At 57.6% G+C, this 21,137-nt stretch carries 21 protein-coding genes and 1 riboswitch; of the genes, 4 read left to right on the top strand and 17 right to left on the bottom strand.

Annotation, left to right across the window (positions count from 1 at the left end; all coding sequences use genetic code 11):
- Positions 1–21 precede the first annotated feature (21 nt).
- The 15 genes from ACR0KS_RS05370 to miaB all read right to left on the bottom strand — a co-directional run bounded on the left by ACR0KS_RS05370 (position 22) and on the right by miaB (position 15,983).
- The gene (locus ACR0KS_RS05370) at positions 22–663 is read right to left on the bottom strand and encodes a phosphoribosylanthranilate isomerase (RefSeq protein ID WP_170565756.1); all 642 of its coding nucleotides are present in this window, start codon (positions 661–663) and stop codon (positions 22–24) included.
- 6 nt (positions 664–669) lie between these two features.
- Positions 670–1,020: a LapA family protein gene (locus tag ACR0KS_RS05365; RefSeq protein WP_170414577.1), complete on the bottom strand. Its 351-nt coding sequence runs from the start codon at positions 1,018–1,020 to the stop codon at positions 670–672.
- Between the two features lie 6 nt (positions 1,021–1,026).
- Complete coding sequence (gene ihfB / locus ACR0KS_RS05360) at positions 1,027–1,311, bottom strand: integration host factor subunit beta (protein WP_037310872.1); 285 nt, start codon at positions 1,309–1,311, stop codon at positions 1,027–1,029.
- A 270-nt stretch (positions 1,312–1,581) separates the two neighbouring features.
- The gene (gene rpsA, locus ACR0KS_RS05355; RefSeq protein ID WP_170377709.1) at positions 1,582–3,258 is read right to left on the bottom strand and encodes a 30S ribosomal protein S1; all 1,677 of its coding nucleotides are present in this window, start codon (positions 3,256–3,258) and stop codon (positions 1,582–1,584) included.
- A 343-nt stretch (positions 3,259–3,601) separates the two neighbouring features.
- A complete protein-coding gene (locus ACR0KS_RS05350) occupies positions 3,602–5,284 on the bottom strand; it encodes a tryptophan halogenase family protein (RefSeq protein ID WP_170565759.1) in 1,683 nt (560 codons plus the stop codon).
- Positions 5,285–5,446: 162 nt separating this feature from the next.
- Positions 5,447–6,055 (bottom strand): (d)CMP kinase, encoded by a 609-nt coding sequence (gene cmk, locus ACR0KS_RS05345; protein ID WP_170484421.1) that lies wholly within the window; start codon positions 6,053–6,055, stop codon positions 5,447–5,449.
- Positions 6,052–7,398: a 3-phosphoshikimate 1-carboxyvinyltransferase gene (gene aroA, locus ACR0KS_RS05340; protein ID WP_170565761.1), complete on the bottom strand. Its 1,347-nt coding sequence runs from the start codon at positions 7,396–7,398 to the stop codon at positions 6,052–6,054. Before aroA ends, cmk begins: the two co-directional genes overlap by 4 nt.
- A gap of 69 nt (positions 7,399–7,467) precedes the next feature.
- The gene (trmB, locus tag ACR0KS_RS05335) at positions 7,468–8,178 is read right to left on the bottom strand and encodes a tRNA (guanine(46)-N(7))-methyltransferase TrmB (RefSeq protein ID WP_170553102.1); all 711 of its coding nucleotides are present in this window, start codon (positions 8,176–8,178) and stop codon (positions 7,468–7,470) included.
- A 127-nt stretch (positions 8,179–8,305) separates the two neighbouring features.
- On the bottom strand, positions 8,306–9,487 hold the full coding sequence (gene metK / locus ACR0KS_RS05330; protein WP_170565764.1) for a methionine adenosyltransferase: 1,182 nt from the start codon (positions 9,485–9,487) through the stop codon (positions 8,306–8,308).
- Positions 9,488–9,492: 5 nt separating this feature from the next.
- Positions 9,493–9,541: riboswitch (SAM-SAH riboswitch) on the bottom strand.
- A gap of 42 nt (positions 9,542–9,583) precedes the next feature.
- A complete protein-coding gene (gene lnt / locus ACR0KS_RS05325; protein ID WP_170565767.1) occupies positions 9,584–11,080 on the bottom strand; it encodes an apolipoprotein N-acyltransferase in 1,497 nt (498 codons plus the stop codon).
- Positions 11,077–11,964, bottom strand: coding sequence for a hemolysin family protein (locus ACR0KS_RS05320; protein ID WP_170565770.1), 888 nt, complete (start codon positions 11,962–11,964; stop codon positions 11,077–11,079). The genes lnt and ACR0KS_RS05320 overlap by 4 nt, the downstream gene beginning before the upstream one ends.
- A gap of 37 nt (positions 11,965–12,001) precedes the next feature.
- Positions 12,002–12,496, bottom strand: a complete 495-nt coding sequence (ybeY, locus tag ACR0KS_RS05315; RefSeq protein WP_170565791.1) for an rRNA maturation RNase YbeY — start codon at positions 12,494–12,496, stop codon at positions 12,002–12,004.
- A gap of 39 nt (positions 12,497–12,535) precedes the next feature.
- Complete coding sequence (locus ACR0KS_RS05310) at positions 12,536–13,558, bottom strand: PhoH family protein (protein WP_170484409.1); 1,023 nt, start codon at positions 13,556–13,558, stop codon at positions 12,536–12,538.
- Between the two features lie 159 nt (positions 13,559–13,717).
- Complete coding sequence (locus tag ACR0KS_RS05305; protein ID WP_480693142.1) at positions 13,718–14,482, bottom strand: outer membrane protein; 765 nt, start codon at positions 14,480–14,482, stop codon at positions 13,718–13,720.
- Between the two features lie 181 nt (positions 14,483–14,663).
- Positions 14,664–15,983 carry a tRNA (N6-isopentenyl adenosine(37)-C2)-methylthiotransferase MiaB gene (gene miaB, locus ACR0KS_RS05300; protein ID WP_170484407.1) on the bottom strand — a complete coding sequence of 440 codons (1,320 nt, stop codon included), beginning with the start codon at positions 15,981–15,983 and terminating at the stop codon, positions 14,664–14,666.
- A 120-nt stretch (positions 15,984–16,103) separates the two neighbouring features.
- Here miaB and ACR0KS_RS05295 point away from each other — a divergent pair, with 120 nt between their 5' ends.
- Positions 16,104–16,967 carry a hypothetical protein gene (locus tag ACR0KS_RS05295; RefSeq protein WP_170565794.1) on the top strand — a complete coding sequence of 288 codons (864 nt, stop codon included), beginning with the start codon at positions 16,104–16,106 and terminating at the stop codon, positions 16,965–16,967.
- On the opposite strand, the gene ACR0KS_RS05290 is transcribed toward ACR0KS_RS05295, so the two are convergent.
- The gene (locus tag ACR0KS_RS05290; RefSeq protein WP_170565797.1) at positions 16,968–17,777 is read right to left on the bottom strand and encodes a phytanoyl-CoA dioxygenase family protein; all 810 of its coding nucleotides are present in this window, start codon (positions 17,775–17,777) and stop codon (positions 16,968–16,970) included.
- 86 nt (positions 17,778–17,863) lie between these two features.
- Between ACR0KS_RS05290 and ACR0KS_RS05285 the strand changes: the two genes are divergently transcribed.
- Entirely contained in the window at positions 17,864–18,754 is an 891-nt protein-coding gene (locus ACR0KS_RS05285; protein ID WP_170565800.1) for a LysR family transcriptional regulator, read from the top strand.
- 2 nt (positions 18,755–18,756) lie between these two features.
- Here the strand turns inward: ACR0KS_RS05285 and irrA are convergent, their stop codons facing one another.
- The gene (gene irrA, locus ACR0KS_RS05280) at positions 18,757–19,173 is read right to left on the bottom strand and encodes an iron response transcriptional regulator IrrA (RefSeq protein ID WP_170414104.1); all 417 of its coding nucleotides are present in this window, start codon (positions 19,171–19,173) and stop codon (positions 18,757–18,759) included.
- 188 nt (positions 19,174–19,361) lie between these two features.
- Here irrA and fabA point away from each other — a divergent pair, with 188 nt between their 5' ends.
- Both fabA and fabB read left to right on the top strand, forming a co-directional pair.
- Positions 19,362–19,871 carry a bifunctional 3-hydroxydecanoyl-ACP dehydratase/trans-2-decenoyl-ACP isomerase gene (fabA, locus tag ACR0KS_RS05275; protein ID WP_170326986.1) on the top strand — a complete coding sequence of 170 codons (510 nt, stop codon included), beginning with the start codon at positions 19,362–19,364 and terminating at the stop codon, positions 19,869–19,871.
- Between the two features lie 31 nt (positions 19,872–19,902).
- Positions 19,903–21,132 (top strand): beta-ketoacyl-ACP synthase I, encoded by a 1,230-nt coding sequence (gene fabB / locus ACR0KS_RS05270; RefSeq protein WP_170484398.1) that lies wholly within the window; start codon positions 19,903–19,905, stop codon positions 21,130–21,132.
- The last annotated feature ends 5 nt before the right edge of the window (positions 21,133–21,137 follow it).

The raw sequence follows: 21,137 nt of genomic DNA, 5'->3' as shown, positions 1-21,137 counted from the left end.
CGAGCGGCGCGCAGAGTGGTGCTATTGAGCGGCCTTGATGAACGCACTGATCAAAGCAGGGTCCTTGACGCCGGGTGCGCTTTCCACGCCAGAGGCCACATCGACCTGACGCGCACCCGTCATGCGGATCGCTTCGGCCACGTTGTTCGGGTTCAGGCCACCTGCCAACATCCACGGTTTGCGCCAATACTTGCGCCCAGCCAACAGTCGCCAGTCAAAGGCCAGCCCATTCCCGCCGGGCAAGACCGCATTCTTGGGCGGTTTGGCGTCGATCAAAAGCTGATCGGCAACCTCACTAAATTCGTCGATTGCGGTCAAATCTTCGGCGTCCGCCACCCCGATCACCTTGATCACAGGTAGACCATAACGCGCTTTGATTTCACGCACACGATCAACGCTTTCGGACCCGTGCAACTGCAACATATCGAATGGGGCAGCCTCGGTGATACTGTCTAGTTCCTCATCCGACGCGTTCACCACCAAGGCAACCTTAGCCACGCCAACAGGCACAAGCGCGGTCAATTCTGCCGCCTGTTTCGGAGAGACATATCGCGGAGATTTCGGAAAAAAATTGAACCCAAGATACCGCGCCCCAGCGTCCGCAGCGGCACGCACGTGATCAGGAGCTGTCAGGCCGCAGATTTTAACCGAAACGTCGGGCATCGCGCCTTAGCTGGCCTCATCCAGCAAAGCCAGAACTTCGTCTTTACCTTCGTTCTGCTTTTTCTTGAGTTTCTTTACTTCGCGCTCAAGCTTGCGAACTTCGCTTGTCTTGACGGTCGCGTCACGGCGGTGCTTGTGCTCGCGCAGCCACTCCCAAAGAAAACCAATCACCAAACCGGCAACCACACCGCCCAACACCACAATAAACAACGGCAGAGCAATGCTGAAGTTAAAGCCAACCAGATCGGCGAATGCCTGCGGCATAAGCGTCAATTCCACGGCTTCGCGATTGGCAAGAGAAACCGAAACCAAAACGATCCCGAGGATCGCAAGAAAAGCATATCGAAGGTAGCGCATCATGGCTTAGGCTTTACCGTTCAAACGATCCCTAAGCAACTTACCTGTCTTGAAAAATGGAACACATTTTTCCTCGACCTGCACGGTCTCGCCGGTTCTGGGGTTACGGCCCACTCGGGCATCACGCTGTTTTACCGAGAACGCGCCAAAACCGCGCAGCTCGACACGGTCGCCTCGTGCCATTGCATCCGTAACTTCTTCAAACACGGTATTCACGATACGCTCAACATCACGCTGATAAAGGTGCGGGTTCTCGTCGGCGATTTTCTGAATAAGTTCTGAACGGATCATGTGCGTTACCCTCCCAGGCGACCTGATAAACATGTCTATTATTCTGAACAGTATAGAAAAAAACTCAGTTCGGGGGAACGTTGACTCTGTACGCAAAGCCAGCATTTTACCTCAAACACACGCGATTTTTCACCTGTTCGCCGTAAATGCCCTACAAAGAATGAACAGCGGGTGAATAAGACCTACGATTCAGAACACATTGATTCGCAACAAAAACGGCCCCGCGCGTTCGCACGGGGCCGTAAATTCGTACTGCAGTGAGGTCAGGGATTAGTCGCCCGACTTCAGCGCTGCACCAAGGATATCGCCCAGCGATGCGCCCGAGTCGGATGAACCGTACTGTTCCACGGCCTCTTTCTCTTCGGCGATCTCGCGTGCCTTGATCGACAGGCCCAGACGACGGGTCTTGCTGTCGACATTGGTGACGCGGACGTCGACCTTGTCGCCGGTGTTGAAGCGCTCAGGACGCTGCTCGGCGCGGTCACGCGACAGGTCCGAACGGCGGATGAAGGATTTCATGCCTTCGTATTCCACCTCGATACCGCCATCTTCGATCGCGGTGACCTCGACAGTGATGACCGAACCACGCTTCACGCCGCCCACGGCTTCGGCGAACTTGTCACCGCCCAGGGCTTTGATCGACAGCGAGATACGCTCTTTCTCGACGTCCACTTCCGAGACAACGGCCGAAACCATGTCGCCTTTGCGGTAGTTCTGGATCGCATCCTCGCCACGCTCGTCCCAGGACAGGTCCGACAGGTGGACCATGCCGTCGATGTCGCCTTCGAGACCAATGAACAGACCGAATTCGGTGATGTTCTTGACTTCGCCTTCGACCTCGGTGCCCTCGGGGTGTGTTTCTGCAAACACTTCCCACGGGTTGCGCTGAGTCTGCTTCAGGCCCAGAGACACGCGACGCTTGGCGCCGTCGATTTCCAGAACCATGACGTCGACTTCCTGGCTGGTCGAAACGATCTTGCCGGGGTGGACGTTTTTCTTGGTCCAGGACATCTCGGAGACGTGCACCAGACCTTCGACACCGGCTTCCAGCTCGACGAACGCGCCGTAGTCGGTGATGTTGGTGACGCGACCCTGATGTACCGAGCCCAGCGGGTACTTGGCAGCAACCAGATCCCACGGATCTTCCTGCAGCTGCTTCATGCCCAGGCTGATGCGGTGAGTTTCTTTGTTGATCTTGATGACCTGAACCTTGATGGTTTCGCCGATCGTCAGGATCTCGGACGGGTGGTTCACACGACGCCATGCCATGTCGGTGACGTGCAGCAGGCCGTCAACGCCGCCCAGGTCAACGAATGCACCGTATTCGGTGATGTTCTTGACGACACCCTCGACGGTCTGACCTTCGGACAGGTTGCCGATGACTTCGGCACGCTGTTCGGCACGCGATTCTTCCAGGATGGCGCGACGCGACACAACGATGTTGCCACGACGACGGTCCATTTTCAGAATCTGGAACGGCTGCTTCAGACCCATCAGCGGGCCAGCGTCGCGCACGGGGCGAACGTCAACCTGCGAACCGGGCAGGAACGCAACTGCGCCACCCAGATCAACGGTGAAGCCACCTTTGACGCGACCAAAGATTGCACCTTCGACGCGCTGGTCGTCGGCATATGCTTTTTCCAGACGGTCCCATGCCTCTTCGCGGCGGGCCATCTCGCGCGAGATGACGGCTTCGCCACGGGCGTTTTCTGCGGCGCGCAGGTAGACTTCGACCTCGTCGCCAACAGCGATTTCAGGGGCTTCGCCGGGATTTGCGAATTCTTTCAGATCAACGCGGCCTTCCATTTTGTAGCCTACGTCGATGATGGCTTGGCCGGCTTCGATTGCCAGAACCTTGCCTTTGACAACAGAACCCTCTTCGGGTGTGTCCATTTCGAAGCTTTCGTTCAGGAGGGCTTCGAATTCCTCCATGGATGCGTTAGCCATGTGGCGTTGTTTTCCTTTACATAACGTTTTTGCTGGCCGAGCGGTTGTCTCCGCCGGTCTTGTTTCATGGTGCCTTCAGGCGTGATCCGGGGCGCATCTGACTACACAAACACAAAGGGCCGAGGTAACCCGGCCCTGCTCAGATACGTCATCCGGACGTTGACCGCCCTTGTTCAGACAGCGCGCGTATAGGCTGATTTCCAACAATGTGCAAGCACAAAGCCTGACAATAAAGGCGTATTACCGCTTCATTGGGTCCGACTTGCTTACCAGCGCCGCCAAACTGTTTACCTACTCCACTGGCCTGCATAGAAATGCTTGCCGCGCCGAACGCGGCAAATTTCTAGAATAGCTGCAGATCCTTGGAGCCACTCTGGATTTCCGCAAAGTTTGGCATGTTCTGAATAGCCGCGGGTGCAGGTGCCGCTCCGGGCAGCGGCACAGTGGGTTTGGCCGCCGCCTTTCCAAAGGCCGGCTTCTCCAGCTCTCCACGTATGTCGCGCAGGAGCGTTTTGTGATCCGGCATTGATTTGAGTATCTGGGCAAGGTCCACTTTCGCGCCCTTCCACCACTGGAACCAAATCGGCTTTTTCAAAGGCCGCACCCGATCACGAATTCCAGTGCCATAGCCTGTATCGTAAACCTGTTTACCCAACAGAACCGTCTGATAAACGCGGTGATCAAAGAGCGTGGCAAACTCGACATCATGCTGCATGGGCAGACGATGCTGCCACAACTCTAGGTTCTCGGCCAGCCGATCCGGAATCTTCATCTCAGTCCGCGCGTCGATCCAATACTGGTCATCTGTGCGGTTACCCAATCGATAATGCAGACAGATGAAATCCAGAACCTCGCTGTATAGCTTATCCATCTGCCGATTGTATCTGGCTCGCAGCGCGGGCTCGACGTCGCGGGTGGGCAAATGCTCGGCAAACCAGCGCACAGCGTGGTCTATCATGTGAATCGCTGTACTCTCCAAGGGTTCGATAAACCCGCCCGACAGACCGATCGCGACGCAGTTCTTGACCCAAGCGTTACGAACACGCCCGACGCGCATCGGGATAACGCGCGGCGTCAAACCTTTGCCGCTATCACCCAGCCATTCCAGGTATTCGTCCGCCGCCTGATCATCCGTCCGATGCGCCGAGGAATAGACATAACCAGTGCCCACACGGTTGAAAAGCGGCACCCGCCATGTCCAACCCGCGCCCAGAGCGGTGGACCGTGTCAGGCTTTCGATCTTTTCCGGGTTCGGATGCTCGACCTGCAGCGCCATGGCGCGGTCGTTGGGCAGGTAGTCCGAATAATCCATGAACGGCTCACCTAGAGCCTGATTGATGATCAACCCACGGAATCCGGTGCAGTCCACGACCATCTCAATGTCATGACGGCCTTTACGCTCGAGCATCAGATGGCTGACGTTGCCCTGCTCATCCAGCTCGACCGACTGAACTTCATCCTGAATATGCTCTACACCGCGCTTTGTGCAGACCTTGGTCAGCATCCCGGCAAATTTCACCGCGTCCAGATGATACGCATAGCCGAACCGCTGTTCAAACTCCGGAGCCCCCAACGGCCGCGCGCCTTTACACAGGCGGCCCAGATCGTCATGCGGCGAAATCGATTGCGTGAAATCCCGGTCCCCGTTGCCAAAACGCAGAAAATACTCGGCGGCCTCCAACCCTTCGAGCATCTGGCCGTGCGCAAAGGGGTTCACATAGTCAATGCGTTTGCCCTTGGCATCCTTGTTCCAGTTGCAGAATTTCACACCAAGCTTGAAAGACGCGTTGGTTTCACGGAAAAAATCCCGCTCGGAAATGCCTGCTTGACGAAGTGTAACCGGCATACGCGGCACGGTCGCCTCTCCGACACCCACCGTCGAGATATTCGGGCTTTCGATCAGGCAGATATGCGGCCGATCCTTTGGCGCAGAAGTGCGCGAAAACACCATCTCAAGGATCAGCGCGGTCATCCAACCAGCGGTACCGCCGCCCACGATAGTGATTTTTCGCAAACGATTGTTCATGAAGCTCTCCCCCTCAATATTGCAGGGGACTATACCAGCATTGCGACACCTAGCTAGACCCTATGCCCTGGTGGTTTTCAGACCAACCGGACCATGAGCCGAAGTGCAACACACTCCACAACCCATGCGCGAAATCGCAGGGGGATTGCGGATTTATCGGGCCTAAGGCAGCTTCTTTTGGATGTGTTCAACCGCCTGAGCCAGAGCGTCTTCGATACTTAGATCCGAGGTATCCAGCAACACTGCGTCGTCTGCTGGTTTCATGGGCGCGGTGCTGCGTTCGGCATCCCGCGCATCCCGTTCGCGGACATCGGCCAGTACCTGCTCAGGCGAGACATCCGAGCCTTTGTCGCGTAGCTCCAGAAAGCGGCGCTCGGCCCGAACTTCGGGGCTGGCGGTTACAAACAACTTCACATCGGCATCAGGGCAAATGACCGTCCCAATGTCGCGCCCGTCCAAAACCGCTCCGCCAGTACGCCGCGCAAAGTTGCGCTGAAAGTCCACAAGGGCGGCACGCACCTCGGGAATAACTGCAACCTTGGAGGCGGCGTGGGCGATCTCAGCCGTGCGTAAATCACCCTGCTGCAGTTCTTCGGGCGTCAAAGCCAATGCAGCGGCCACCGGCTCTGCCCCTTCCAAAGTCCGACGACCGACGGCTCGGTACAAAAGCCCTGTATCCAGATGCGCGAAACCGAAATGGGCAGAGACCCCTTTCGAGATCGTACCCTTTCCCGCAGCAGCAGGGCCGTCGATCGCGACTATGAACCTCATGTACGTGCGACCTTGGCGCCCAACGCAGCCATCAATGGCTCAAAAATTGGGAAGGAGGTTGCGATCGGGCTACCGTCGTCGACAGATACCGGAGTTTTCGCGCCCATTCCCATCACCATGAAAGACATTGCAATCCGGTGATCCAAAAAGCTCTCGCAGGTGCCACCGCCGGGGACGTTGCCGATGCCCAGCCCGTCGACCGACCACCAATCCTCGCCCTCGTCCACCGTCACGCCGTTTGCGCGCAGACCACGGGCCATTGCATCAATCCGGTCGCTTTCCTTAACGCGCAGCTCTTTCACGCCGCCCATCATCGTGGTGCCGGCGGCGTTGGCTGCGACCACGGACAGCACCGGATATTCGTCGATCATCGAGGCCGCCCGTTCTGGCGGCACGTTGATGCCCTTCATGTCGGGCGAGTATTTCGCGCGCAGGTCAGCAACCGGCTCGCCGCCCTCTTTGCGTTCGTTTTCATATGTCAGGTCCGCGCCCATCTCGCGCAGCGTAGTAAACAGCCCCGCGCGGGTCGGGTTCAGGCCGATGCCGGGCACCAGCACATCCGATCCCGGCGTGATCAGGGCCGCGCAGACCGGAAAGGCCGCGCTAGACGGGTCGCGCGGCACAGCAATCACCTGCGGTTTCAGCTCGGGCCGACCGGTCAGAGTGATCACCCGCCCCTCATCCGTATCCTCAACGGCGATCTCAGCCCCGAACCCGGCCAGCATCCGTTCAGAATGGTCGCGCGTGGCTTCTTTCTCGATCACAACAGTTTTGCCGGGTGCATTCAGACCGGCCAACAGAACGGCGGATTTCACCTGCGCAGACGGAACGGGCACCTCATACCGCACGGGCACGGGTTCAGCCGCACCTACAATCGTCATCGGCAGACGACCACCAGACCGACCAACCGCTTGCGCGCCAAACAGCGCCAGCGGGTCCGTCACTCGTGCCATTGGTCGTTTGTTCAGGCTTGCGTCGCCGGTAAATGTCGCCGAGATCGGGCAGGTTGCCATCGCGCCCATGATCAGACGCACCCCGGTGCCCGAGTTACCGCAATCAATAACCTGATCGGGTTCGGCAAAGCCACCGACGCCTACGCCATGTACAGTCCATTCGCCGTTGCCGTGATCCGTAACCTCAGCACCAAAAGCGCGCATGGCCTTGGCGGTGTCCAAAACGTCCTCGCCTTCCAGAAGGCCCGAAATCTTCGTCTCTCCCACGGCCATAGCGCCAAGGATCAGCGACCGGTGCGAGATCGACTTGTCGCCGGGCACCTCTGCCGTGCCGGTCAGCGGACCGCAGGGATGCGAGGTCATCGGGATGGGCGTGCCGTGTCCGGACATGGGGGCTCCTGTTTTCGCTATCAGTGCCCAAGCCGATTAGCGAATTGGGGCCAGTTGGTCCAGCCGCAATCAGTCTTTGCGTCGGAAGGTCAGATAGTGTGGCGTCCGGCCTTCACGCAATGCTTTCTGTTCATAGCGTGTCGAGATCCAGTCACCCCAAGGTTCGCGCCAATCTGTTGGACGCTCTGCCAGCCACTCAAACCCCGCGCGCGGAACCTCTTCGAGCGTTTGACGAACATAGTCAGGAATATCCGTTGCCACACGGAAGATTGAACCCGGCTTCAGCACACGCGCCAACGGTTCAAGGTGTTCCTGAGTCACAAAGCGACGACGGTGGTGCCGTGTTTTAGGCCACGGGTCGGGGTACAGCAGGAACGCGCGCGAGATACTGGCCTCGGGCAGCACATCGAACAGATCACGGGCATCGCCTGGATGAACGGCAAGGTTTTCCACGCCAGCCTTGCGAATCTTGCCCAACAGCATCGCAACGCCGTTTATGTAAGGTTCTGCCCCGATAATCCCGATATCCGGGTTGTTCGCGGCCTGATGCACCAGATGTTCGCCCCCGCCAAATCCAACTTCAAGCCAGACATCCCGCCCGCCAAACAGCGCCTGCAGGTCCAACGGGTGGCGTTCGGGGTTGCTTTCCCAATCGACCGCACCGGGGGACAACGCATCGAGGTCTTCACTCAGATACGTCTTTTGACTGGGCTTCAGGGTCTTGCCCTTGAAACGGCCATAAAAGTTCCTGCGGGGGCGTTGGGGTGTCTCGGTGCTCATGGGCGGAGCCCATACTGCGCGAAGCATGGTGTTGCAAGAGGCAGGAGTGGGGGCCAGCCCCCACACCCCCGAAGTATTTTCAAACAGAAGAAGAGCGCGCCCGTCAGGGCGCACCTTTGGATTATGGTCACACAGCCGACTTCAGGGCGTCCGCCAGATCGGTGCGTTCCCAGCTGAAACCGCCATCGGCATCGGGCTCGCGGCCAAAGTGTCCGTAAGCCGCCGTGCGCTGGTAGATCGGCTTGTTCAACTGCAGATGCTGGCGAATGCCGCGCGGGGTGAGGTCCATGACCTGCCCGACGGCCTTCTCGATCTCGGCATCCGCGATCTGGCCGGTGCCGTGGGTATCGGCGTAGATCGACAGAGGCTTGGAGACACCAATCGCATAGCTCAACTGGATGGTGCAGCGGTCCGCCATGCCAACGGCCACCACGTTCTTGGCCAGATACCGCGCGGCGTAGGCGGCTGAGCGGTCGACTTTGGTTGGGTCTTTGCCCGAAAACGCACCGCCACCATGGGGCGCGGCACCGCCGTAGGTATCCACGATAATCTTACGGCCCGTCAAACCCGCGTCACCGTCAGGCCCGCCGATCACGAACTTGCCGGTTGGGTTTACGTGCCATTCTGTCTCGGCCGACAGCCAGCCTTCGGGCAGGGTTTCGGTAATGTAGGGCTCAACAATCGCGCGGATATCGTCCGAGCTCAGGGACTCATCCAGATGTTGCGTGGACAAGACGATCGAGCTTACGCCCACAGGCTTGCCATCGCGGTACACCACGGACAGTTGCGATTTCGCGTCCGGGCCCAGCGCGGGTTCCGAGCCGTTCTTACGCACCTCGGCCAGACGGCGCAGGATCGCGTGGGAATACTGGATCGGGGCGGGCATCAACGCGGGCGTCTCAGTCGTGGCGTAGCCGAACATGATACCCTGATCACCGGCACCTTCGTCCTTGTTGTCCGAGGCGTCAACGCCCTGCGCGATATGGGCGGATTGTTCGTGCAGCAGGTTCGTCACTTCGACGGTATCGTGGTGGAACTTGTCCTGCTCGTACCCGATATCCTTGATGCAGGCGCGCGCAATCTCGTCGATGCGGCCCATATAGTCATGCAGCTTGTCCTGATCAGACAGACCTACTTCGCCACCGATGACGACGCGGTCGGTCGTGGCAAACGTCTCGCACGCGACGCGCGCTTCGGGTTCTTCGTTCAGAAAGGCGTCTAGGACGGCATCCGAAATCCGGTCGCAGACCTTATCCGGGTGCCCTTCGGATACGGATTCCGAAGTGAAAGTGTAGTTCTGTCGGGACATGAATGTGCTCCATTAAGATTTCCCCATCACGCCAGGAAGCCGTTGTGACGGGCACCCAAGGGGATACGCCCGCAAAAAGACAGGGTCAATCGGTATTTAAACGTTGCGATAGCGGGCGTTGCGCCAAAGCAGCGCGAAAGAAACAACCAGTAGCAAGAATACCGGAACGTCACCCATCCTTGAATAAACGGTGGGTGCCTGAGGGCTGGGCAGCTTCGCATCAATGAACCCCGCCTCTCCCAGCGGAATCGATTTGGTGACACGTCCCAAAGGGTCAATCATCGCCGACACACCTGTATTTGCCGACCGCATCATGGGCAGACCCTGCTCAACGGCGCGCATCTGCGCTTGCGCGAGGTGTTGATAGGGACCGGACCGCGTTCCAAACCAGGCATCGTTGGTTATCTGTAGCAGAAAATCAGCCCTACCCGGAGCGGACAGCACATCCTGTGTGAAGACAGCTTCGTAGCAGATCAAGGGCAAGGCTTTGCCCAGTGCTCCTGCATCCATAAGCGCAGCCCCCGGCCCGGCGCTGAACCCGTTTCCAGTGGTCGCCGCCATTCCATAAATGCCGAACCGCGCCATGAGATTACCAAGGGGCACGTATTCTCCGAACGGGGCCAGATGATGCTTGTCGTACAGCCCTTGCTGCTGGCCATCCTCATTCAGGTAAATCATCGAGTTGTAGATACGCGGACCATCGCCCCGCTGAATTCCCAGAAACACCGGAGTTCCCTGTGCCGCATCCGCGACAATATCCAGATAGGGCTGCGCACTGCCCAACCATGCAGGCACTGAGGTCTCGGGCCAGACAATCAGGTCTGGTCTCGGCTGCGCGGCCGTGAATTCGATCTGACGCGCGAAAAACAGAGGCGCGTAGTCCGGGTCCCATTTCTGGTGCTGCGGCGCATTCGGCTGCACAAGGCGCACAACGTGATCCATTTCGATGACTTCTGGCCGAAGCGCAGCGTAGCCGAGGGCGAGGCCGACCGATCCTGCGGTTAGGCACACAGGCACCGCAAATGACCCCCGTTGCGCCAACGCAGCCCCCATAGGAAGTGACGCCAACAGCGTCAGCACCCCCAGCCCGTAAGGTCCGACAAGTGACAATACCTGGGCAAACGGCGTATCGACCCAAACCTGTGCCAACCCAGCCCAGGGAAATCCCGTCAGAACATAGCCACGGGCGAATTCCGCAAGAGATATCGCAATGGCCAAAAAGATGGTCTGACCAATTGCGCCCTGCCTCGGGCGGCGCGTCAGCCAAAAGGCCAGCGCCCAAAACAGCGCTAGCCCTCCCGCCATGAATACAAGCGCAAACGGGGCCATCCAGCCGTGTCGTTCGGCGTCTACGAAGAATGGCTCAGTGATCCAGCTTAGGGCATGGGCGAAGTATCCGGTCGCAAAAGCCCAACCCAGCCAAGCCGCCCGCGCCCGTGTTTCCGTTGCCAAAAACAGTGGGCCCAGAGCAAGCAACGCAGCGATGGGCGCGATCCAAACCCCGTAAGGAGCAAGCCCAAACGTCGCGATCGCGCCCAACACAGCCGCTGATGACAATCTCAACAAATTGGGCAAACCCTTTGCAGGGTTCATGCAACGAGGTCCGGCAACATAACACGCAGGCGTTTGATCCTACGCGGATCGGCATCAATAACCTCGAACTCGGGTCCTTCGGGGTGCAAGACGACTTCTCCACGCGCGGGAACACGGCCGGACAGCATAAAGACCAGCCCGCCCAACGTGTCGATATCTTCTTCGTCCACATCCTCGTGACTGGTCAGCGAGCGCCCGATCTCGGCTTCAAATTCTTCAAGCGGGACGCGGGCCTGAACCACATAACAACCGGGCTTTTCCTGAACCCAAAGCTGGCTTTCGTCGGCGTCATGCTCATCAGCGATCTCACCGACCACCTGTTCGATCAGGTCCTCGATCGTCAGCAATCCGTCAACGCCGCCATATTCGTCGATCACCAGCGCCATGTGACGCCGTTCTGTCTGCATCTTGGTTAGCAAAACGCCAATGGGCATAGACGGGGGCACGAACAACAAGGTTCGTAGCATCGACACCAGATCAAAGTCAGAGGACGTTCCGTTGAACCCGTGTGTCAACGCAAAATCCTTGAGGTGCACGAACCCAAGCGGGGTATCCAGCGTGCCCTCATAAACCGGAATGCGCGACAGCCCGCTTTCGCGAAAAACCTGCGCCAGTTCGTCTTTGGTTATGGTCGAGGATACCGAAATGATCTCGGCGGTAGGGATGGCCACGTCTTCGACGCGCATGCGCCGCAGGTTGATCATGCCACGCGGTTGGCTCTTGTCGGTTTCGTGCCCATTGGCCGCAGCAGCCTCTTCGACGTTCTGTGTCGAGAACGCATCCACTATTCGAGAAAAGAAACCCGTTTTCTCTCTTATGTCATTATCGCCGTCCTTTGGTTGCGCGCCCTGCGCCGCCATAGAACTGCCGTCTGTATCGCCCATTTTCCCATTCCAAATGATCGGCCCAAATTGGCCCGTATTAATCTATATATGGGTTATCAATACCCAGTTTGCCAAGTATCTCGACCTCGACACCCTCCATCAAAGTGGCGTCGGGGTCACGAATGTGATCGTATCCCAGCAAATGCAATGTTCCGTGAACCAGCAAATGTGTCACGTGATCGTCCATATTTTTACCCGCTTCGGCAGCTTCACGTGCGCAGGTATCATAGGATATCGCGATGTCCCCCAGCGCTATTTCGCCAGTGAAATCCGGGCTTGGCAAAGCCGGTTCCTGCCCGGCGATCTCAGCGGCCAGATCATCGGCTGGCCAGCTTAGAACATTGGTCGGCGTCGGTTTTTCGCGAAATTCAGCGTTCAACTCAGCGATGCGGGCGTCGCCACAGGCCAGCACACTGACCTCGCACAGCTCAGCATCCAGCTTGAAATGGTCCAGCACCGCCTTGATTACGCGCATGGCCAAGGGTTCCAGCCCCTGCCATCGGGCATCTTCAACCGATAGTTCAAGATTCATTCTGTCACTTCCAAAGTCCCCGAGGCCGGGCCTCAGAAACTATCCGGTTTCACGGCCCGAGTCCGCCTCATACGCTTCGATGATCGCAGCGACAAGCGGGTGCCGCACAACGTCCTTCGAGGTGAAATAGTTGAAGCTGATGTTAGGGATCGTCTTCAGCAAACGCTCGGCATCGGCCAGACCAGACTGGACCCCGCGCGGCAAATCGACCTGCGAGCGGTCCCCCGTGATCACCATCCGGCTGCCTTCACCCAGTCGGGTCAGGAACATTTTCATCTGCATGGTCGTGGCATTCTGCGCCTCGTCCAGAACAACAAAAGCATTCGCCAGCGTTCGGCCGCGCATAAAGGCAAGAGGCGCAATTTCGATTCGCTTTTCTTCGATCAACTTGGCCAGTTGCTTGCCGGGAAGAAAGTCGTTCAGCGCATCGTAAAGCGGCTGCATGTAGGGATCGACCTTGTCTTTCATGTCGCCGGGCAGGTAGCCCAGTTTCTCACCCGCCTCGACCGCAGGTCGGCTGAGTATGATGCGATCAACGTGGCCGCCAATGAACATCGACACGCCGACGGCGACGGCCAAATAGGTTTTACCTGTCCCTGCCGGGCCGATTCCAAAGGCCAGCTCGTTGTTGAACAAGGATTGCACATAAGCTTTTTGCGCATCGGTACGCGGTTCAACCAGCTTTTTGCGCGTCTTGATCTCAACCGTGCCACCTTTGAACATTTCAAGCTGGTCACCATCGCGACTACCGGTGCCCTTTTCAGAACCACCCATGCGGAGTTCACGGTCAACGTCGGCCGCTTCGACCTCACGACCACCCTCCAGACGGGTGTAGAGGGCTTGAAGAACCTCAATCGCCTGTTTCTGGGCGTCTTCCTCACCCATCACGACCAACTGGTTTCCGCGGCGCACGATCTGAACCGATAATTTATGCTCAATATCGGTCAGGTTGCGGTCATATTCGCCGCATAAATCAATCAGCAACCGGTTGTCTGGAAATTCAACAAACGCCTCACGCTGGGGCATTTCATTTTGCGGTGGGGTAAGGGCACCGATGGCCAATCCGTTCTCCTGTCTTGGCGTTTCATCCTGAGCGTAGACAACATTTCTTGGTGGGTGCAAGCCACAGTTTCAAATTTTCCTCAACTGTTGGCAAAACCGCCGATCGACCGCTGAACCAGATCGGATTTCAAACTTGGCAAAACAGGCTGTGAAGCGACCTTAGAAACGGTAATTCAATCCGAATCTCAATCCGCGATACCGCGGCGTGGACCGCGTCGAAAACCCGTTTTCAAAAACGACATCCTTTGCATCAAACTGAACATACTCATACTCTCCGGTAATCGACCAGTTTTCGTTCAGATTGTGTTCGGCACCGATGCTTGCCGAAAAGCCATTACGCGAGTCGTTGCTCTCAAAGAATTGGGGAGTTGTGCCCACGGACAAGCTGTTGGTGGTTTTGACGTCGCCGTTCACATACCCGACCGACAGGAAATACAGCACCGTGCCACTTTTATTCGTCAGGCCATTGCGAAACCGAATCGAAAACGCATCCGAAATCTCTGACCCTCCGGTGACAGTGACGCCGCTTACCTGTGTGGCGACATCGTCCCCCAAAGAACCAAGGTCAAACCCAAGCTCAAAACCGTAGACATAATCCCGACCCTGCTTGGCAGGCAGAACGCCCCGCCAACCGGCCCGAATGCCGCCATACGAACCGCTCAGGTCCAGCTCACCAATGGCAAAAGTATCGGACGGAGTAGTAAGTCCGAACCTGTCGGTTCCGCCGGTCGCAAATCCGCCAGTTACCCCCAGATAAAACGCGCTGACATCGCTGCCAAATCGCTTGGGGCTGACGATGGCAGGATCCGAAACCCCCGCGTCCAGATTGCCTGCGACCGTGGCGCTGGAAAATGCGAACATGGAACCCATGAAGACAAGAACCAGCTTTATGTTCGACTTGAATACTTGCGTCAGGACTTTCACTCGCACACTCCATAGCCCCACGCCCGATCTGTGGGGCGATACAAAAAAAGTATTTGGGGCCGCCAGAGCCGTAGCCCCCTAATAAGTATGACTTTTCTCGGAACATAGTTCCAAGTGATAAATCAAGGGTAAATTTAGGAGCGCGATTCAACTATGACGCAACGGCGTTTGTGAAACCCGATCAAAGCAACTCGCCCGCAAGCGAGTTGGAACCGGAATCGGTGATACGCACGTCCCGCAACTCTCCGACCTCAACATCGGCATCCGAGACGTGAACCGAATGAAGATACTCGGATTTCCCGACCATCTGGCCTGGTAGTCGACCCGCCTTTTCAAACAAAACGCTGACTTTACGACCCACCATCGAATCCTGAATTTCGCGCTGGTGCCGCGTGATCATGGCCTGAAGGCGCTGTAGGCGGTCATCCGCCACCTCAGGATCAACCTGAGACCGCTCGGCCGCAGGCGTTCCGGGGCGCGTGGAATACTTGAACGAATACGCATAGCCGTATTTGACCTGCTCAACCAAATCCAGCGTGGCCTGAAAATCCTCGTCCGTCTCCTCTGGGAAGCCGACGATGAAGTCGCCGGACATCATGATATCGGGCCGGGCTTCGCGGATACGCTCGATCAGGCGCAGGTAACTTTCTGCCGTATGGCTGCGGTTCATCCGTTTGAGGATACGGTCCGAACCTGACTGAACCGGAAGGTGCAAATACGGCATCAGCTTGTCACAGGTTCCATGTGCCTCAATCAGATCATCGGCCATGTCGTTTGGATGCGACGTGGTGAAGCGGATGCGCTCCAGCCCGTCGACTTTGTTCAGTTCCCAGATCAAACCCGCCAGCGTCATATCGCCATTCGGTCCGGCCCCGTGATAGGCGTTCACGTTCTGGCCCAGCAGCGTTATCTCGCGCACGCCGCGCTCTACCAGATCCTGTGCCTCGCGAATGATGCGATCGGCAGGGCGACTGACCTCGGCCCCACGAGTGTAAGGCACCACGCAGAACGCGCAGAACTTGTCGCAGCCCTCCTGAACGGTCAGAAACGCCGTGGGGCCGCGCTTGGCCTTGGGGCGGTTCTTGAGTTTCTCGAACTTGTCTTCCTCGGGGAAATCGGTGTCCAGCGCTTTGACGCCTTCGCGGGTCTTGGCCTCCATCTCGGGCAGGCGGTGATAGCTTTGCGGACCGACAACCAGATCGACCAAAGGCTGACGGCGGATAATCTCCTCACCCTCGGCCTGCGCCACACAGCCAGCCACACCGATCTTGAGGTCCGGCTTTTCGGCCTTCAAACCCTTGAACCGCCCCAGTTCTGAATAGACCTTTTCCGCAGCTTTTTCCCGGATGTGGCAGGTATTCAGCAGAATCATATCCGCGTCTTCAGGTGTCTTTGTTTCGACATAGCCCTGACCGCCCATCGTCTCGGCCATACGCTCGCTGTCGTAGACGTTCATCTGACAACCATAGGTCTTGATGTACAGCTTTTTAGGTTCCGACATGGGCCTGGCCTTTGCGTTCGCGGGATCGGCGTCATCTATACCCAACGAACGCCGCTTGCAATGCCCGCGCGATTACCCGATTTTGGCCGGAAATTCCAGCAATGCGAAACCAGGCAGGCAATGCAGTACGACACTCTCTCCTCTTTCCTGCGAACCGGTACGGCAGCCTTGGCAAAGGGACCCGTCGCGCTGATTTTCGCCGAAGACACCGCCGAGATTGACGGCACCATCCGCCACCACCTGAATTTGGGCTTCAAATCCTTGATCGCCTTCATGCCGCAGGAATTCAAAGTGGACCCGGACCTTGTGGACCGCATCCACCGCGTCACCCTGACCTGTGCGCCGCGCGCCGCAGTATTTGAAACAATTAACAGGATAATCGAGGCAGCCCCCGGCGTCTGGATGTATTACTGCTACAACGCCGAGTACCTGTTTTTTCCGTTCTGTGAAACGCGGACGATCGGCGAATTGCTGGCCTTTCACTCGGAGGAACGCAGGAGCTCCATGCTGAGCCATGTTGTCGACCTGTATGCGGAAGACCTGACAGCCTCTCCTCAAGGCATTTGCCCAGAACGCGCGTTGCTGGACAGCACCGGATACTATGCTCACACCCGCCACGATGCCGAGGGCCAGCCACTGGAGCGTCAGCTTGATATGTCTGGCGGTCTGCGTTGGAGGTTTGAAGATCACATCCCTTACGAACGGCGCCGTATCGACCGGATCGCACTGTTCCGCGCGCAAAAGGGGCTTGAACTTCGGCCTGACCACACGTTCAACGAACCGGAATACAATACCTACTCGTGCCCTTGGCACCACAACCTGACTGCGGCTGTTTGTTCGTTTCGCGCGGCCAAGGCGCTAAAGAAAAACTCTGGCTCCACCTTTGATATTCGCTGTTTTCGCTGGCAGAACTCTGTCCCGTTCCAGTGGTCGTCCCGCCAACTTCTGGACTTGGGGCTGATGGAGACTGGACAGTGGTTCTGATCAACCCTGAACCGGCCGCTCAAGCAGCATGGGGAACCAGTCTTCTCTCAGCCGCTGACCTTCCGTCATGTCATGCCCCGGAAACGGAGGCGAGGTTCGACCGGGACGTTCGACATACCGTGCGTCATCGCCAACCAGACGCAGCGAGAAGGCACGGCGGCGGCTGTCCGACTGATTTCCGCGCGCACCATGCAGCGTGCGAAAATTGAAAGCCACCGCGTCCCCGGGCTGCATCTCATATTCTACGACGTTCATACCTTCGGCATCCGGGTCCGGGACCGGGATGTATTGACCTTCATCCGGGAAAAACCCTTCCTCAGACACCCAGCGGGTCGGCAAAACCTCTTTCTTCCACCGATGCGACCCTGCCACGCATCGCAGCGTCGCCCGAGACACCGGGTCCAGCGGAGACCAGAAGCTGATCGTTTGCTGCCCATCGACAAAGTAATACGGCCCGTCCTGATGCCACGGTGTTGCCATCGACGTACCGGGCTCTTTGACCAGAACGTGATCGTGGAACATTTGCACGGATTGCGATTGCATCAAGTCAGCCGCGACCTCGGCCGCTGGTGAGTTTTGGACCACGTCCTGAAACTGTTCGATCCGGGACCAGTTGCAATAGTCGTCAAAGAAAAGGCCGGTTTCCCCCATCTTTTTGTTGTTAGACGCATATGGGCCGGGATCGGCCATATTCGCTTCGACGCCTTGGCGTAGGGTATCAACAAAATCTGCAAACAGCCCTTTGATCAGAACAACGCCGTCCTGCTGATAGGTGTCGATCATTTCCTGCGTAACCAAAGGGTGTGACATAGCGGTCTCCGTGAGGGTGATGCGCTGATCTGCACATGGCTCGCCCCTCTGTTCAAATCATATCTTTCAAAGATAGACTTAACTTCATGTTATATATTTCCCTACGCCAATACGAATATGTCTGCGCCATCGGCAGACACGGTAGCCTGTCGGCAGCCGCCCAACACTTGAACGTTTCGCAACCGGCCTTGTCGAACGCATTGACTCGGGTCGAGGAACAGTTGGGGTACCCGCTATTCAGCCGCAAACGAGGTGCAGCTATGGCCCTGACCCCTCAGGGGCGCAGCTTTATTGAAGATGCCGAAGCACTGTTGGCCGGGGCCGCTCGACTTGAGAACGCACGTGGCACTGATTCTGCAAAAGGACGGCTTTGCTTGGGTTGCTTCGGTGATCTTGCCCCGTTTTTGCTGGCAAAGGCTCTGCGCCACCTGCGGAACGGCCTGCCAGAAATTTCCGTAAGTTATCTGGTGGATGATTTTGAGGGGCTGATTTCAGGACTCGTCAGCGGACAGATCGATCTGGCGCTGACCTACGGGCTGACGCTGGACGCCTCTTTTACTGCGACGACCTTGTTCACACGCACCCCAAACGCTGTGATGTCACCGGTTCACCCCTTGTCGGGGCGCACGAAAGTGTCACTGCAAGATGTGGCGGCCTTCCCCCTGATCCTATCGGACGAGGGGCTTTCGGCGCAGCATTTCTTAGGCCTGCTTCAGAGGATCGGCCAACGGCCAACAATCGCGCACCGAGCAGCCTCGCTTGAAATCCAACGCAGCTTCGCGGCCAACAACGAAGGGATAGCCCTCAGCTACGCAAACATTCCCGCCCTGACCAGTTATGACGGCATGCCGCTGGTCAGCCTGCCCGTATCCGATCAGATCGCGGCGGAACCCGTCGCACTGGCAAGACATGGCACTGGGCCGATGGACCCTCACACGGAAAAGGCCGAGCGTTTGCTGACTGAACTAATAACGTAAGGTTATTTCTTCCGAAGGCGGATCACCACGTCAACGGACGCGATTTCAACCCCTTCGGGTGCCTCGGGCAGGCGATGAATCACCAATTCTTCTGATGGCGCATCGCTCAGCCGACCTTCATCCTCCCAGAAAAAGTGAGGATGGTCATGCGTATTGGTATCGAAATAGCTTTTCGACCCGTCCACCGTGATTTCCTGCAGAACCCCTGCATCGCAGAACGCGCGCAGTGTGTTGTAAACCGTCGCCAAGGAAACGGCGTCACCGTTCTTTTTGGCCGATTCAAAAAGGCTTTCCGCCGTCACATGCCGATGACGGCCATCCCCCACCAGCAATTCGGCCAAAGCCACCCGCTGACGCGTCGGGCGCAATCCGGCGTGAACCAACCAATTCGTAGCGATGCTTTGGCTTTCAGGTGTCATGAATCCGATACCATTTCGTTGCTGAGGTATATATAAGTGCGCAGGTCAGGTAATTTCAAATGAAATTCATTCGCAAAGAATAGTCTGAACACAACATGATATGGGCCACCGCTCTTGCAGGACCTTGCGTGCGGGTGCTAGACGAGGCCAGATTAAACGAACAGACCCCTGGCAGGAGAGGCGGCAGAATGGCCCAATTCCCGAGCAGCTTTGATAAGGACGATCTGCTGAAATGCGCCCGTGGCGAACTATTTGGCCCCGGTAACGCGCAGTTGCCTGCACCACCGATGCTGATGATGGATCGGATCACCGACATCTCGGCCGATGGCGGCGCGCATGGCAAGGGCCACGTTCTGGCCGAATTCGATATCACTCCGGATTTGTGGTTCTTTGACTGCCACTTCCCCGGAAACCCGATCATGCCCGGATGTCTGGGCCTAGACGGTCTGTGGCAGCTGACCGGCTTCAACCTCGGTTGGCGCGGCTGGCAGGGGCGCGGCATGGCCGTGGGCGTGGGCGAGGTCAAACTGACCGGCATGGTGCGCCCGGACCGCAAGATGCTGACCTATAAAATTGACTTCAAGAAAGCGATCCAGACTCGTCGCCTGACAATGGGCGTGGCGGATGGAATCGTCGAAGCGGACGGTGAAATGATCTACGACGTCAAAGATATGAAAGTCGTATTGTCTGAAGCCTAAGCCTGACCGGGCCGAAATAAGGAGCACGCACATGCGTCGAGTAGTTGTCACCGGTTTGGGGGTCGTGTCCTCCATCGGGAACAATGCCCAAGAGGTTCTGGCCTCTCTCAAAGCTGGCAAGTCCGGCATCGAGGCCAATGACCAGATGGTTGAACACGGCTTTCGCAGCCAGATCGCCGGGTCACTCAAAATCGACGTGTCCGAGCACGTCGACAAGCGCACGCTGCGCTTCATGGGCCCAGGTGCGGCCTATGCCCATATCGCCATGAATCAGGCGATCGCCGATTCCGGTCTGACCGAAGAACAGGTCGTTAACCCGCGTACAGGTCTTGTCGCAGGCTCAGGCGGGCCATCGACCAGCGCAATGCTGACAGCGCATCAGACAGTGCTGAAAAACGGCGCGACCAAGCGGATCGGGCCGTTCGCCGTACCCAAATGCATGTGCTCGACCATTTCAGCCAACCTTGCGACGGCGTTCAAGATCAAGGGAATCAACTACTCGATCACGTCGGCCTGTTCGACCTCTTTGCATTGCATCGGGAACGCGGCAGAACAGATCATGCTGGGCAAGCAGGACGTCATGTTCGCAGGCGGCGGCGAAGAGCTGGACTGGACCCTTTCCTGCCTGTTCGACGCGATGGGCGCGATGTCGTCGAAATACAACGACACGCCCGAGAAAGCCTCGCGCGCGTTCGATCAGAATCGCGATGGTTTCGTGATCTCGGGCGGCGGCGGTATCGTCGTGCTGGAAGATCTGGATCACGCTCTGGCCCGTGGCGCAAAGATTTATGCCGAGGTCACAGGCTATGCTGCAACGTCTGACGGTCACGATATGGTTGCCCCGTCCGGCGAAGGCGGTGAACGCGCCATGCGTCTGGCCTTGGGCACCCTGCCCGAGGGTCGGAAGGTCGGCTATATCAACGCCCACGGAACATCGACCCCGGTCGGAGACGTAGGCGAGGTCGAAGCCGTGCGGCGAATCTTTGGTGAAGGCAACGTGCCTCCGATTTCCTCGACCAAGTCGATGACGGGCCACGCGCAGGGGGCGGCAGGCGCGCTCGAGGCTATTTTCTGCCTGCTGATGTTGCACCACGACTTCATTACACCGTCGATCAATGTCGACACTCTTGCCGAAGGCATCCTGCCCGGTGAAATTGCAACTCAAGTTGTTGAAAATGCAGGTTTGGACAGTGTCATGACCAACAGCTTCGGCTTTGGCGGCACGAACGGGTCCATGGTTCTGTCCAAGTATAATGGGTGAAAGTG

This window comes from Ruegeria sp. BC7 (genome assembly GCF_056539165.1).
This window is presented reverse-complemented; position numbering and strand designations above follow the sequence as displayed.

Bases quoted from the DNA above. Each gene is read 5' to 3' on its own strand.
- ACR0KS_RS05370 (WP_170565756.1), bottom strand. From the start codon at position 663: ATGCCCGACGTTTCGGTTAAAATCTGCGGCCTGACAGCTCCTGATCAC.
- ACR0KS_RS05365 (WP_170414577.1), bottom strand. From the start codon at position 1,020: ATGCGCTACCTTCGATATGCTTTTCTTGCGATCCTCGGGATCGTTTTG.
- ihfB (WP_037310872.1), bottom strand. From the start codon at position 1,311: ATGATCCGTTCAGAACTTATTCAGAAAATCGCCGACGAGAACCCGCAC.
- rpsA (WP_170377709.1), bottom strand. From the start codon at position 3,258: ATGGCTAACGCATCCATGGAGGAATTCGAAGCCCTCCTGAACGAAAGC.
- ACR0KS_RS05350 (WP_170565759.1), bottom strand. From the start codon at position 5,284: ATGAACAATCGTTTGCGAAAAATCACTATCGTGGGCGGCGGTACCGCT.
- cmk (WP_170484421.1), bottom strand. From the start codon at position 6,055: ATGAGGTTCATAGTCGCGATCGACGGCCCTGCTGCTGCGGGAAAGGGT.
- aroA (WP_170565761.1), bottom strand. From the start codon at position 7,398: ATGTCCGGACACGGCACGCCCATCCCGATGACCTCGCATCCCTGCGGT.
- trmB (WP_170553102.1), bottom strand. From the start codon at position 8,178: ATGAGCACCGAGACACCCCAACGCCCCCGCAGGAACTTTTATGGCCGT.
- metK (WP_170565764.1), bottom strand. From the start codon at position 9,487: ATGTCCCGACAGAACTACACTTTCACTTCGGAATCCGTATCCGAAGGG.
- lnt (WP_170565767.1), bottom strand. From the start codon at position 11,080: ATGAACCCTGCAAAGGGTTTGCCCAATTTGTTGAGATTGTCATCAGCG.
- ACR0KS_RS05320 (WP_170565770.1), bottom strand. From the start codon at position 11,964: ATGGGCGATACAGACGGCAGTTCTATGGCGGCGCAGGGCGCGCAACCA.
- ybeY (WP_170565791.1), bottom strand. From the start codon at position 12,496: ATGAATCTTGAACTATCGGTTGAAGATGCCCGATGGCAGGGGCTGGAA.
- miaB (WP_170484407.1), bottom strand. From the start codon at position 15,983: ATGTCGGAACCTAAAAAGCTGTACATCAAGACCTATGGTTGTCAGATG.
- ACR0KS_RS05295 (WP_170565794.1), top strand. From the start codon at position 16,104: ATGCAGTACGACACTCTCTCCTCTTTCCTGCGAACCGGTACGGCAGCC.
- ACR0KS_RS05290 (WP_170565797.1), bottom strand. From the start codon at position 17,777: ATGTCACACCCTTTGGTTACGCAGGAAATGATCGACACCTATCAGCAG.
- ACR0KS_RS05285 (WP_170565800.1), top strand. From the start codon at position 17,864: ATGTTATATATTTCCCTACGCCAATACGAATATGTCTGCGCCATCGGC.
- irrA (WP_170414104.1), bottom strand. From the start codon at position 19,173: ATGACACCTGAAAGCCAAAGCATCGCTACGAATTGGTTGGTTCACGCC.
- fabA (WP_170326986.1), top strand. From the start codon at position 19,362: ATGGCCCAATTCCCGAGCAGCTTTGATAAGGACGATCTGCTGAAATGC.
- fabB (WP_170484398.1), top strand. From the start codon at position 19,903: ATGCGTCGAGTAGTTGTCACCGGTTTGGGGGTCGTGTCCTCCATCGGG.